Source organism: Pseudomonas sp. 43(2021) (genome assembly GCF_017490805.1).
Classification (GTDB): Bacteria; Pseudomonadota; Gammaproteobacteria; order Pseudomonadales; family Pseudomonadaceae; genus Aquipseudomonas.
Window position 1 is genome coordinate 78,201 of record NZ_JAFGYJ010000009.1, and the last position, 12,878, is coordinate 91,078.

The following is a 12,878-nucleotide window of genomic DNA, read 5'->3' on the forward strand; positions in this document are numbered from 1 at the left end:
CGTGGCAGGCCAGGTCAAGGGTGAAAACATGACAACGGGCTTCATCCGCACCGGGCTTGCTACCGGTCACGCCTGCATGGAAAAAAACACGAGCAATCGGTACCCTTGCGCCTTCCCTTGCCATCACCCGGACCCTTCCATGCTGTTCAATCTCGCCGTGCTGTTCGGCACCTTGGTGGCCATGGAGGGCGTTGGCACGCTGGCTCACAAGTACATCATGCATGGCTGGGGCTGGTGGCTGCACCGCTCGCACCATGAGCCGCAACTGGGCATGCTCGAAACCAATGACCTGTACCTGGTGGCCCTGGGGCTGATCGCCACGGTGCTGGTAGCCCTGGGCAAAGGTGGTCATGCGCCCTTGCAGTGGGTGGGCGGCGGGGTAGCGGGGTACGGCGTGCTGTATGTCGTGGCCCACGACGGGTTCTTTCACCGGCACTGGCCGCGCAAGCCACGGCCGGTCAACCGCTACCTCAAGCGTTTGCATCGCGCGCACCGGTTGCATCATGCGGTGAAGGGGCGCACGGGGAGTGTGTCGTTCGGGTTCTTCTATGCACCGCCGTTGAAGGTGCTGAAGCAGCAGTTGCGGCGTGAGCGCAGCCAGTTGTGACAGGGGCTTGCACCTGACCTGCGGGAGCGGGCGTGCCCGCGAAGCAGGCTGCGCGGTGGATGGCACCGACTTTGCCGGTGTTCGCGGGCACGCCCGCTACAACAGGGAACTCGCCTCAGTTCACTGTTTCACCCCTGGGTTGCACGGCCACATGCCCGCGGCTCACCCACCAGCCAAACCCCGCCGCCGTGAAGAACATGATCAGGCTGTACAGCGCCGCCGGCACCGCCATGGTGGCGTTGTTCAGCAGTGAAGGGCTCAACGCCAGGGCAATCGCCAAGGTCCCGTTGTGAATGCCGATCTCCATGCCGATGGCAATCGCCTGGCGCTTGGGGATGCTAAGCAGGCGCGGCACCCAGTAGCCCACGCCCAGGCTCAGCAGGTTGAACAGCAGCGCGGCCAGGCCCACCACCGGCGCGTACGCAACCACGGTCTGCCAGTCCTTGGCCAGGGCCAGGACGATGGTGAACGCCAGGAACAACGCGGCCACCAGCTTCATCGGCTTCTCCATGCGTGCGGCGAAAGCGGGGGCGAAGCGGCGAATCAGCATGCCCAGCGCCACCGGCAGCAGGACGATGGCGAACACCTGCATCACCTTGGCAAACTGCAGCGGGATGGCCTGGTCCGATGCCATGAACCAGCTCAGCGACAGGTTCACCAGCAGCGGCATGGTCAGGATCGCGATCAACGAGTTGACCGCCGTCAGGGTGATATTCAACGCCACATCGCCATGGGCCAGGTGGCTGAACAGGTTGGCCGTGGTGCCGCCAGGCGAGGCGGCCAGCAGCATCAGCCCCACCGCCAGGGCCGACTCCAGGCCAAACCCGTTGGCAATCAGGAAGCACACCAGCGGCAGTAGCAGGATCTGGCAAACCAGGCCTACCACTACCGGCTTGGGGTACTTCACCACGCGGGCGAAGTCGGCCAAGGTCAGCGATAACCCGAGGCCGAGCATGATGATACCCAGGGCCAGCGGCAGAAACGCGGTGAGCAAAGGTGAGGCAGTCATGGGCGGTCTCTCGGGCGAAGGATCCCGAAGAGTGTAGGCCGGCCCTGATTGATAGCTAATTGCAAAGCGCCAGCGCTTGGTAACCGGTTGTTACCAAGCGCTGCGGCCAGTGAGGCTGCATGCCGCGTTGCAGTAGGCTTGCGGGCGCAGTAGCATTCCTGTTTTAGCCGAGGATTAGCCTGTCATGCCTTTCCAGCAAGGTCTGCTTGCCACCCCGGTGCCGGCTCACGCCCGTCACCTGTTCTTCACCCTGCAGTCGCCCGAGGCCCTGCCTGCCGCCCTGGATGCCCTGCTGTCGCAGGTTGATGGCGAACAGCTGATCCTGGGTGTCGGCGCCCCGCTGGCCAGGGCCCTGGGCCGTGAAGTACCTGGCTTGCGCGCCTTCCCGCAGCTGGATGCCGCCGTGGAGAACCCCAGCACCCAACACGCCCTGTGGCTGTGGCTGCGCGGTAACGAGCGCGGCGACCTGCTGCTGCGTGCCCAGGCCCTGGAGCTGGCGTTGGCACCAGCCCTGCGCCTGGCCGACAGCGTCGACGGCTTCCTGCACCGTGGCGGCCATGACCTGACCGGTTATGAAGACGGCACCGAAAACCCGGTGGACGAAGAGGCCGTGCAGGCGGCCATTGCCGCCGACGGCTCCAGCTTTGCCGCGTTCCAGCTGTGGAAGCACGACCTGGAGTACTTCAAGTCGCTGCCCCAGGCCGACCAGGACAACATCATCGGCCGCCGCCTGAGCGACAACGAAGAGCTCGACGACGCCCCCGAGTCGGCCCATGTCAAGCGCACGGCCCAGGAAAGCTTCGAGCCAGAAGCGTTCATCGTCCGTCGTTCGGTGGCCTGGGCTGACCAACGTGGCGCTGGCCTGGCCTTCGTGGCCCTGGGCCACAGCTTCGAGGCATTCGAAGTGCAGCTGCGGCGCATGAGCGGCCTGGAGGACGGCATCATCGACGGCCTGTACCGCTTCAGCCGGCCACTGACCGGTGGTTACTACTGGTGCCCACCCATGAGCGAGGCGGGTGTCGACCTGAGCCTGCTGATGCAGGCCTGATCGCTACACATCCAGATACAGAAACACCGGCTGCAGCGGGGTACAGCGGCTAGCCTTGAAAGTTTCCGCGCCATGACGGGAGCTTTCCATGTACGCACGTCGCGATGTCCTACGCGCGGGTGCAACCCTGGGCTTGCTGGCCGCCAGCCCGTGGTTGCACGCCGCCGCCCCGGCAGGTTTGCTGACCCGCAAGGTGCCGTCCACCGGTGAAGCGCTGCCGGTGATCGGTGCCGGTACCTCCGGCAGTTTCGAAGTGGAAGCCGGCTCGGCCCAGTACCAGCAGCTGAAAGTCGTACTGAAGGCGTTCTTCGAAGGCGGTGCCCGGGTCATCGACACCTCGCCCAACTACGGCGGCGCCGACAGCATTCTCGGCCAGCTACTGGAAGAGGGCGGTTGGCACCGGCAGTGCTTCATCGCCACCAAGATCGCCGCCGACAGCCGGGCAGACGCCGAAGCGCAATGGGCCGGTAGCCTCAAGAGCCTGCGCACCGACAAGGTCGACTTGCTGCAAATCCACAACCTGCGCGACTGGCAGACCCAGCTGCCCTATGCCCGCGAATTGAAGCAGCAGGGCAAAGTCCGCTATGTCGGCATCACCCATTACCTGAACAGTGGCCAGGACGAGGTCGCCCGCATCGTGCGCAGCGAACCGCTGGATTTCATCCAGATCAATTACTCGGTCAATGCCCCCGGCGCCGCCCGCGAACTGCTGCCCCTGTGCCAGGACAAGGGCGTTGGCGTGCTGATCAACCGGGCTTTCGACGACGGCCGCCTGTTTGCCCGGGTCAAGGACCAGGCCTTGCCCGGCTGGGCCGCAGAGGCGGGTATCGGCAGCTGGGCACAGTTGTTTCTCAAATTCGCCATCAGCCACCCGGCGGTGACCACGGTCATCCCTGCGACCAGCCGGCCCGAGCGCCAACTTGACCAGCTCAAGGCCGGACACGGGCCGTTGCTGACCCAGCCTCAGCAACAGGCGCTGATCGAGCTGTTTGCCTGACACCATGGCAGCCTGGCGGCGGCGCCTGGACCAGGGGCTGAACATCCAGCCCGGCGAGGGGCCGGCGGTGATCGCCGGTGTGCTGCTGTTCTACCAGTTGTTCACTGGCTACTTCATGCTGCGCCCGGTGCGTGAAACCATGGGCGTTGCCGGTGGCGTGGACAACCTGCAATGGCTGTTTACCGGCACCTTCATCGCCACCCTGGCGTGTCTGCCGTTGTTTGGCTGGCTGGCCTCCAGGGTACAGCGCCGGCACATCCTGCCCTGGACCTACGGCTTCTTCGCCAGCAACCTGTTGCTTTTTGCCGTGCTGTTCGCCCGCGACCCGGAAGCGCCATGGACGGCCCGGGCCTTCTACATCTGGTTGTCGGTGTTCAATCTGCTGAGCATCTCGCTGGCCTGGAGCGTACTCGCCGACCTGTTTTCCACCGCCCAGGGCAAGCGCCTGTTCGGCCTGCTGGCGGCCGGGGCCAGCCTGGGCGGGCTCAGTGGTCCCATCCTGGGTACGCTGCTGGTGGTACCGCTGGGCCATGCCGGTTTGCTGGTGCTGGCCGGGGCGCTTCTGCTGGGCAGCATCGGCGCGACGTTGTTCCTGCAACGCTGGCGAACGCGCCATCCACTGCCGGTACAAGCCGAGCGGCCGGACTCCCGACCACTGGGCGGCAACCCGTTTGCCGGTGCCACTGCCGTACTGCGCTCGCCCTACCTGCTGGGCATTGCGCTGTTCGTGGTATTGCTCGCCAGTGTCAGCACCTTCCTGTATTTCGAACAGGCGCGCATCGTCAGCGAAACCTTCACCGAGCGTACCCGACAAACCCAGGTGTTCGGCCTGATCGACACGGTGGTTCAGGCCCTGGCGATCCTCACTCAAGTGTTCCTTACCGGTCGCCTGGCTCGCCGTATGGGGGTGGGCGTGCTGCTGGTGGCGGTGCCGCTGGTGATGGCAGCGGGCTTCCTGTGGCTGGCACTGGCCCCGGTGTTCGCCGTTTTCGCGGTGGTGATGGTGGTGCGCCGGGCCGGTGAGTACGCGTTGGTGCGGCCGGGGCGGGAGATGCTGTTCACCGTGCTGCCCGCCGAGGACAAGTACAAGGCCAAGAACTTCATCGACACCGTGGTCTATCGTGGCGGCGACGCCTTGAGTGGCTGGCTCAAACGGGCGCTGGACGTGATGGGTGAGCATCCGCAACTGGCGATGCTGATCGGTACGCTGCTTGCCTTGGGTTGGGCGACGACCGGAGGTTGGCTGGGACGGCGCCAGGCGCGCCTGGATAGCACGCCGCGCGACTGACAGGCGCGCCAAATATGCTGGTGCCGCTTATTTAATGCCGCTGGTCCGAACGCTTCGCATTAAACCGAATCCGCCGGAATGACCGAACTCCCAACAGGTGTACGGCAGGTAATGCCGTGCATTCCGAAGTCATACGAGGTTTAAGACCATGGCCAACAAAGAGAACAGCCGCACCGGCAACCAGCAGGGCAGCCAAGGTGGCAACAAGAACCCGGGCAACTTTGCCAATGACCGCGAAAAAGCCTCCGAAGCTGGGCGCAAGGGCGGCCAGCAATCCGGTGGCGACCGTACCAGCGAATCGGGCCGCAAGGGCGGTCGTTCGTAAATGAGGCTACGCAGTGCCCGGGCGACCGGGCGCTGCGATCTTGCACAGAAGGAGAACCCCATGCGATTGATCCCTCTGATAGCCCTGGTGGGCACCCTTGGCTTGCTGGCTGGCTGTTTCGACCGGGATAACGACCACCCGGCAAAGGATGCCGACCAAAGCAAACCCTCGCTGCAGATGCAGCAACCCGGCGACAAACCTGCTCCACAACCTGCTCCAGACCCTGAACCGATGCCCGGTCAGAAACCCAGCCAATAAAATGTGGACAAGGACTACCGCATGACGGCAATAACCCGCAAGACCGACGCGGTGGTACCGGCTTCGGCAAATGGGCCAAGCCTGACCGAGCGTTACAAGACGTTGCTCGAAGGCCCCGACACCACGAGCGCCGCGTGGCTCAGCGAACAGTTGGCACGTGCGCAACGTTTGCCGGATGACCTGCCTGCCGATCCTGCTCAACTGGACGCCTGGAGCGCTCGCCATGCCAGCCAGGTGGCTGAAGCCTATGCGTGTTACCTTGAGCAACGCCGCCAAGGTGCACCAAGGCGCTATTTTGCCAACCGCGCCCAGGCACTGTGGTTCCTGCAACAGGTGGCGCCCACCAAGGCAGTGGACGGGGCATGGCTGCACAGCACCTTGCGACATTGGGGCGATCCCCGCTATCACGGGCTTATCCGCACCTACATGGAAGAGCTGGGCGGCGGCGATCCGCGTTGCAACCACGTGCTGATCTACCAACGGCTGTTGAGCCGGCTGGGTTGCCTGGTGCTGCCTGAGCTGGACGACCAGCGTTACCTGCAAGGCGCCTTGCAGCTGGCACTGGGGCGCTACGGCGATGATTTTCTTGCCGAGGTGATCGGCTACAACCTGGGCTACGAACAACCGCCGCTGCATCTGTTGATCACCACCTACGAACTGGCGGAGCTGGGCATCGATGGTCATTACTTTCAGCTTCACGTGACCATCGACAACGCGGCCAGCGGGCATGCGCATCTGTCCATCCAGGCGCTACGCCAACTCTGCCCGGTCGACGACGCTGGCCAGTTCTACCAGCGGGTGCGCAGTGGCTACCGCTTGAATGGCCTGGGGCTTGATACACCCAGCCTGATCAGCAGCTTCGATCTTGAAACCGAACTGCTGTCGGCACTGGAGCACAAGCGCTCCTTTGGCCAATTCATGCACGCCGACCATTGCCGCGTGCAAAAGCGCACCGTCAACCAATGGCTGGCCGAGCCCGGTGCCATGCCCGCGTTTTTGCTGGCCCTGCAGGCGCAGGGCTGGATCCGCCGCGGTGAGGAGCCTGCCAACAGCCGCTGGTGGGCGCTGATCGACGGCCCCTCGGCACCGATGTATGGCGTGTTCACCGCCTATGAAAAACAACTGTGGCACGACTGGATCGCGGCAGGCTGGCAAGCCCGGGGTCGCCGCGTGCTGCCTGGCAGCTGGGAGGTGCATGTGCAATTGGATGATGCGCTTACGATTCCTGCCCCGGACGCCGATATCGAGACCTTGATCGACACGCTGTCCGGTAACCGCCATGCGACACCGGAAGGACTGCTGGCCACCCGGCGCTACCTGCAGGCTACCGGCCTGATTCAGGAGGCAACCCGCTGATGCTGCTCGATCCACTACAGATCCAGGCTGACCAGGCAATGCTGCAATTGGGCAAGCGCCTGCGTGCCGACGGCTACCGCTTCACCAGTGTCACCCCGGCAACTCATGCTCGGGTGAATGCGCGCCCGGAAGCCGAGCAGGCCAGGACCGCACGCGATGTGTTCGGCTGGAACCGTCCGTTCCGTTCGTCATTGGTTTCTGCCGATGAGCTGGATCAGATGCGGCGTGCCCAGGTGCTGAAGGCGCACGGGGAGTTGCTGCTCAGCACCGTGCGCTGGTCCACAATCGACGACCTGCTGCTGGTGCACTCCGCGTACCCCACCCAGGAAGCCGACGCGGTATTTTTCGGCCCGGACAGTTACCGTTTCGCCCAGGTCATCCATGATCATCTGCAACGCACTCCGAAGCGCATCGAGCATGCCGTGGATATTGGTTGCGGCACCGGTGTCGGCGCCTTGCTGATTGCCCGGGCGGCGCCCCATGCCCAAGTCAGCGCCGTGGACATCAACCCGCTCGCGCTGCGTTACACCGCGATCAACGCGGCACTGGCGGGCCTGAGCAATGTGTCCGTGGAACCGAGTGATATCCTCGACGGCATTACCGGGCTGTTCGACCTTATCGTTGCCAACCCGCCGTACATGCTGGATGCCAGCGAACGTACCTATCGGCATGGCGGTGGTTCGCTCGGCGCGCAGCTGTCGCTGCGGATCGTCGAACAGGCCTGCGAGCGGCTGGGTTCAGGCGGCTCGCTACTGTTGTATACCGGCGTGGCGATCATCGATGGCCGGGACGCCTTGCTCGACGCCGTCCGCCTGCGCCTGGCGGGCCCGGCGTGGTCCTGGGTGTATCGGGAAATCGACCCGGATGTGTTTGGCGAACAACTGAGCGAGCCCGGTTACGAGCAGGTCGAACGCATCGCCGCCGTGGTGCTTACAGTCACCCGCAACAGCTGAGGCAGCATGGCACGACCCTGCACGTTCGGCATCGAGGAAGAATACCTGCTGGTGAACCTGGACTCGGGGCGGGTGCCAGCCACACCTTCGCCAGCCGTGGTCGGGCGTTGTCGCGAGGCGCTGGGCCAGCATTTTGCCCAGGAAATGTTCCGCAGCCAGATCGAAGTGGCCTCGCCGGTGTTTGCCAACCTGTTCGAGGCACGCGAGTTCTTCCAGCACAGCCGCCAGCGGCTGGGCACCGCGCTGGCCGAAGAGGGCATGGGCCTGTACGGCGCGGCAAGCCACCCCAATGCCGCCTGGCTGCGGCAGCAACCCGCCACCCCGGCGCACTACCGGCAACTGTTCGCGGACTACCGGCATGTGGCGCGGCGCAGCCTGCTCAACGGCCTGCACGTACACGTGGGCGTTCCGCCAGGCTGCGACCGCATGCAACTGATCAACCGCGTACTGGGCTGGCTGCCCTTGTTGCTGGTACTGAGTACGTCATCCCCGCTGTGGGCAGGCCAGTGCACCGGCTACATGAGCTACCGGCGAGTGATTTGCGGGGAGTGGCCACACATGGGGCTGCCCGAGCCTTTGCCGGACTGGGCCGCCTACGAGCGCTACCGTGCCTTGCTGCAGCGCACCGGCTCGCTGGCCGCGGACGGCGACTTCTGGTGGGCGATCCGGCCTTCGCGACGCTTCCCGACGGTCGAACTGCGCATCTGCGATGGCTGCCCGCGGCTGGAGGACGCGCTGTGCATCGCTGCACTGTTTCGCCACCTGATCGAGCACAGCATCGTGTACCGGCATGACCCCGCGGCCTGCAACCGCGAGCAGCGCTGGATCACCCAGGAAAACTACTGGCGTGCCATGCGCCATGGGCGCCACGGTGAGTTCATCGGCCTGCACGGGCAACAGCCGGTTACGGCCGAAGGCTGGCTGGCCCAGTTGCAGGAGCATTTGCCGGTCGACACCGCAGACGCCGAACGCGCCTTCCACCATGCACACCACCTGCTGCGCGACGGCACCCATGCCGACCAGCAACTGCAGTGCCTGGCCCAGGCCCGCGCTGCTGGCCTGGGCAGGGCGCAGGCGTTACGGGCCGTGGTGGCCGCCGGGGCTTGCAATTAGCCGGGGTTGGCCGAAAATGGCCGCGCCTTTCGCAGCCACTCGGAACCACCTGCGCCATGATGCTGATCAAGCAATTCCCCGACATTTCCCTGGATGACACGCTGTTTGTCTTCGCCCTCGAAGCCGAGGCCGGCGAGGTATTCGCTGACGTCAACACCGTGTTCACCGGCATCGGCAAGGTCAATGCCGCCATCGCGCTGACCAAGGCCATTGCCACGCGTCGGCCCAGGCTGATCGTCAACCTTGGCTCGGCCGGCAGCCAGCGCCATGGCAAGGGCGAGGTGGTGTGCTGCACCCGCTTCGTGCAGCGCGACATGGACGTGACCCCGCTGGGCTTCGACCGCTACCAGACGCCTTTGTCGGACATCCCGGTGGTGTTGGAGCATGGTGCGCAGATCCCCGGCCTGGCCCTGGAAACCTGCGGCAGTGGCGACAGCTTCGAGATCAACCATGGCAATGCACCTTATGACGTGGTCGACATGGAAGCCTACGTGCTGGCGCTGATCGCACGCGGCGAAGGTATCCCGTTCGTGTGCCTGAAGTACATTTCCGATGATGCCGGCAGTGACGCGGCGCAGGACTGGGCGGTGCAGGTGCACCTGGCGGCCGAGGCTTTCCGGCGGGTGCTGTTCAGCCAGTCGTGACTGCTGGCAAGTCTGAAACGTGCCTTGGCCTGACATTCGGTATCTGGAACTCAGGCATACAGTACTAGTCTTAATATGTGGGAATATTTCCCACGCAAAGAGGCTGACTGGCTCTGAGGGATCGTGCGAAAACCGCAGTTGCTCGCTGACACTGCAGATCTATGGCCGCGCCGGTTGGCTGGCCGCTCCATGGGCGGTTGCGAACTCATTGGTCATTGCGTTTGTTACGGAGATGACGACGCAACGCCAAGCGGAGGTGCATCATGTTGCTCAAGAAATGTTTGTTGGCATTGGCAATTGGTGGCGTCCTGTCGGCATCGACCGTTCTGGTGCCCGACTACATCGGTAGTTTCTCCAGCGTGTATGCCAAAGACGGTGGCAGCGGCGGCGGTGGTGGTCACGGCGGTGGCGGTGGTTCTGGAGGCGGTGGCGGCCACGGTAATGGCGGCGGTGGCTCTGGAGGCGGTGGCGGTCACGGTGGTGGCAGCGGTGGCTCTGGAGGCGGCGGTCACGGTGGTGGTAGCGGAGGCAGTGGTCACGGTGGTGATGGCGGTGGCGGTCATGGCGGTCATGGCGGCCCGGGGGCCGGCGATGGTGACCATGGTGGCATGGCCGGCAAAGGCCCAGGCGATGCGCATGACAACGACAACGATGAGGCGGATGCCGCCAGGGACGCCGCCCGAGACGATGCTGATGCGGCCAGAGACGCTGCAAGGGCTGAGGCCGATGCCGCCCGGGATGCGGCAAAAGCTACTGCAGATGCAGCCAGAGACGCTGCCAGAGCCGAGGCGGATGCCGCCCGCGACGCCGCAAAAGCTGCTGGCGTAGCCGGCGCAGATGACGCCAGAGAAGCTGCCAGGGACGCGGCAGATGCTGCCCGCGACGCAGCCAGAGACCAAGCTGATGCAGCCAGAGATGCTGCCAGGGCTACGGCAGATGCCGCCAGGGACGAAGCCAAAGTCGCTGCCAATGCAGCCAGAGACGCTGCAAGGGCTGATGTGGACGACGCGCCAGACGCGCCAGATGCACCGGATGTGGACGCAGTTGAGGTACGGAACTAGTCGCTTTGAGTGACGTATCGACCGCTGGTCGGTGTATGGGCCAGTTGGAAAAAACCATCGATGGCGGTTTACCTCGAAATCGGTAGAGCGGCCTTCGCGGGCTTGCCCGCTCCCACAGGACTACCACCAGCTTCAATACCTGTAGGAGCGGGCAAGCCCGCGATTGGGCCAATACCGGTTTCACCAGAGGAGTGGCCCCATGTCCAGCAAACCCCACGACCAGTTCAGCATGCAGAACCCGCTGACCCAGTACCCGCACCCGCCATTCCCTGCCCAAGGCCAGCCGGCACCGGGGCTGGACGCCAACATGCAGCCCGAGCCAGACCACGGCGAAACCACCTACAAGGGCTTTGGCCGCCTGGCAGGGCGCAAGGCGCTGATCACCGGTGCGGACTCGGGCATCGGCCGGGCCGTGGCCATCGCCTTCGCCCGCGAGGGTGCCGACATAGCCCTCAACTATCTGCCCATCGAACAACCTGACGCGCGCAAAGTCATCAAACTGATCGAAGCCGAAGGCCGCAAGGTGGTGGCCATTGCCGGTGACCTGAAGGATGAGCAGTTCTGCAAGGAACTGGTCGACCAGGCCCACGAGCAACTCGGCGGCCTGGACATCCTGGTCAACGTCGCCGGCAAGCAGGAAGCGCGCAAGGACATCAGCCAGATCAGTCACGAACAGTTCGACCACACTCTGAAGACCAATGTCTACGCGCTGTTCTGGTTGTGCCAGGCGGCCGTGCCGCTGATGCCGGCGGGGGCGACCATCATCAACACCGCTTCGATCCAGTCTTACCAGCCTTCGGCCACCTTGCTCGACTATGCCACCACCAAGGCGGCGATCGTCGCCTTCACCAAGGCCCTGGCCAAACAGGTGATCGAGCGCGGTATCCGGGTCAACGCCGTGGCCCCGGGGCCTATCTGGACAGTGCTGCAACCCAGTGGTGGCCAACCACCGGAGAAAATCCCCGACTTTGGTGCGCACACGCCCATGAAGCGCCCAGGGCAGCCCGCCGAATGTGCGCCGGTGTATGTGTTGCTGGCCAGCCAGGAGTCCAGCTATATCACCGGCGAGGTATTCGGTGTGACGGGTGGCAACCCGCTGCCATAGGGCAGGGCAGCTAAACCTTCGCCGCCCGGTGCAGTCGATTCAGGTATTGGCAGGCAACCTTGGGAGCACCGCTAATGGCTCGGGCAATCTGGAAAGGCGCCATCAGTTTCGGCCTCGTGCACATCCCCGTGGCCCTCAATACCGCAGTGCGCACCGAGCGGGTCGATTTCGACTGGCTCGACAAGCGCAGCATGGAACCGGTGGGCTACAAGCGGGTGAACAAGGTCACCGGCAAGGAGATCGACAAGGACAACATCGTCAAGGGCGTTGAGTTCGAGAAGGGCCGCTACGTGGTGATCAGCGAGGAGGAAATCCGCAAGGCCCGGCCCGAGGCGACCCAGACGATCGATATCTTTTCCTTCGTCGAGGCCGGCGAGATCCCGCTGCAGTACTTTGATACGCCGTACTACCTTACCCCGGACCGTCGTGGCGGCAAGGTGTATGCCTTGCTGCGCGAAACCCTGGCCAAGACCGGCAAGGTGGCGCTGGCCACGGTGGTGCTGCACACCCGCCAGCACCTGGCGCTGCTGCGACCGCTGGATGACGCACTGGTGATGATTACCCTGCGCTGGCCGGAGGAAGTGCGCGGGCTGGAAACGCTGGAGCTGGACAGCAGTGTGACCGAGGCCAAGGTGGACAAGCGCGAACTGGACATGGCCAAGCGACTGGTGGAAGACATGAGCGGGCCGTGGAAACCGGCGGATTACCAGGATGTGTTCCGCCAGACCATCCTGGACCTGGTGGAGGAGAAGGCCAGCAAGGGCAAGATCGAGACGGTGGAGAAGGGCGAGGCGACGGAAGCGGGCAAAGGTGCAGATATCCTCGACCTCACCGAACTGCTCAAGCGCAGCCTGGGTGGCAAAAAGCCGGCGAAGAAGACACGCAAAGCGTCGTGAACCCTGGCGCTTGACGCAAGCCAGCAACGCAGGGCGCTGCACAGGACTTGTTGCGCTGGCAGGGACCTTGTGGGAGCGGGTTTACCCGCGAACACCGGCGGAGCCGGTGCCATGCACCGCGCTGGATGTTTCGCGGGTGAACCCGCTCCCACAGGGTGCGCAGGCCCGCCAGATAATCGGCCAGGGCTTCGGCGGCGCCGTACCAGCAGGCCGCAATG

Annotated in this window: 14 protein-coding genes; 13 read left to right on the top strand and 1 reads right to left on the bottom strand. The window is 64.4% G+C overall.

Annotation, left to right across the window (positions count from 1 at the left end):
• Positions 1 to 139 precede the first annotated feature (139 nt).
• Positions 140 to 607, top strand: coding sequence for a sterol desaturase family protein (locus J5M71_RS10195; RefSeq protein ID WP_207831949.1), 468 nt, complete (start codon positions 140 to 142; stop codon positions 605 to 607).
• Between the two features lie 115 nt (positions 608 to 722).
• Here the strand turns inward: J5M71_RS10195 and J5M71_RS10200 are convergent, their stop codons facing one another.
• Complete coding sequence (locus J5M71_RS10200) at positions 723 to 1,616, bottom strand: bile acid:sodium symporter family protein (RefSeq protein ID WP_207831951.1); 894 nt, start codon at positions 1,614 to 1,616, stop codon at positions 723 to 725.
• Positions 1,617 to 1,800: 184 nt separating this feature from the next.
• Between J5M71_RS10200 and J5M71_RS10205 the strand changes: the two genes are divergently transcribed.
• The 12 genes from J5M71_RS10205 to J5M71_RS10260 all read left to right on the top strand — a co-directional run bounded on the left by J5M71_RS10205 (position 1,801) and on the right by J5M71_RS10260 (position 12,660).
• Positions 1,801 to 2,664, top strand: a complete 864-nt coding sequence (locus tag J5M71_RS10205; protein WP_207831953.1) for a Dyp-type peroxidase — start codon at positions 1,801 to 1,803, stop codon at positions 2,662 to 2,664.
• Positions 2,665 to 2,752: 88 nt separating this feature from the next.
• The gene (locus tag J5M71_RS10210; RefSeq protein WP_207831955.1) at positions 2,753 to 3,661 is read left to right on the top strand and encodes an aldo/keto reductase; all 909 of its coding nucleotides are present in this window, start codon (positions 2,753 to 2,755) and stop codon (positions 3,659 to 3,661) included.
• A gap of 4 nt (positions 3,662 to 3,665) precedes the next feature.
• Positions 3,666 to 4,949 carry an MFS transporter gene (locus J5M71_RS10215; protein ID WP_207832120.1) on the top strand — a complete coding sequence of 428 codons (1,284 nt, stop codon included), beginning with the start codon at positions 3,666 to 3,668 and terminating at the stop codon, positions 4,947 to 4,949.
• 148 nt (positions 4,950 to 5,097) lie between these two features.
• Positions 5,098 to 5,274: a KGG domain-containing protein gene (locus J5M71_RS10220; RefSeq protein WP_063914622.1), complete on the top strand. Its 177-nt coding sequence runs from the start codon at positions 5,098 to 5,100 to the stop codon at positions 5,272 to 5,274.
• Positions 5,275 to 5,334: 60 nt separating this feature from the next.
• Positions 5,335 to 5,532, top strand: a complete 198-nt coding sequence (locus tag J5M71_RS10225) for a hypothetical protein (protein ID WP_063914623.1) — start codon at positions 5,335 to 5,337, stop codon at positions 5,530 to 5,532.
• Between the two features lie 21 nt (positions 5,533 to 5,553).
• On the top strand, positions 5,554 to 6,888 hold the full coding sequence (locus J5M71_RS10230) for an iron-containing redox enzyme family protein (protein WP_207831957.1): 1,335 nt from the start codon (positions 5,554 to 5,556) through the stop codon (positions 6,886 to 6,888).
• On the top strand, positions 6,888 to 7,841 hold the full coding sequence (locus J5M71_RS10235; RefSeq protein WP_207831959.1) for a class I SAM-dependent methyltransferase: 954 nt from the start codon (positions 6,888 to 6,890) through the stop codon (positions 7,839 to 7,841). Before J5M71_RS10230 ends, J5M71_RS10235 begins: the two co-directional genes overlap by 1 nt.
• Before the next feature lie 6 nt (positions 7,842 to 7,847).
• Positions 7,848 to 8,954, top strand: coding sequence for a carboxylate-amine ligase (locus J5M71_RS10240; RefSeq protein WP_207831961.1), 1,107 nt, complete (start codon positions 7,848 to 7,850; stop codon positions 8,952 to 8,954).
• A gap of 56 nt (positions 8,955 to 9,010) precedes the next feature.
• Positions 9,011 to 9,598 carry a nucleosidase gene (locus J5M71_RS10245; protein WP_207831963.1) on the top strand — a complete coding sequence of 196 codons (588 nt, stop codon included), beginning with the start codon at positions 9,011 to 9,013 and terminating at the stop codon, positions 9,596 to 9,598.
• Between the two features lie 363 nt (positions 9,599 to 9,961).
• Complete coding sequence (locus J5M71_RS10250) at positions 9,962 to 10,426, top strand: hypothetical protein (protein ID WP_207832128.1); 465 nt, start codon at positions 9,962 to 9,964, stop codon at positions 10,424 to 10,426.
• Between the two features lie 432 nt (positions 10,427 to 10,858).
• Positions 10,859 to 11,764, top strand: a complete 906-nt coding sequence (locus J5M71_RS10255) for an SDR family oxidoreductase (protein ID WP_207831964.1) — start codon at positions 10,859 to 10,861, stop codon at positions 11,762 to 11,764.
• 74 nt (positions 11,765 to 11,838) lie between these two features.
• Entirely contained in the window at positions 11,839 to 12,660 is an 822-nt protein-coding gene (locus tag J5M71_RS10260) for a Ku protein (RefSeq protein ID WP_207831967.1), read from the top strand.
• Positions 12,661 to 12,878 lie beyond the last annotated feature (218 nt).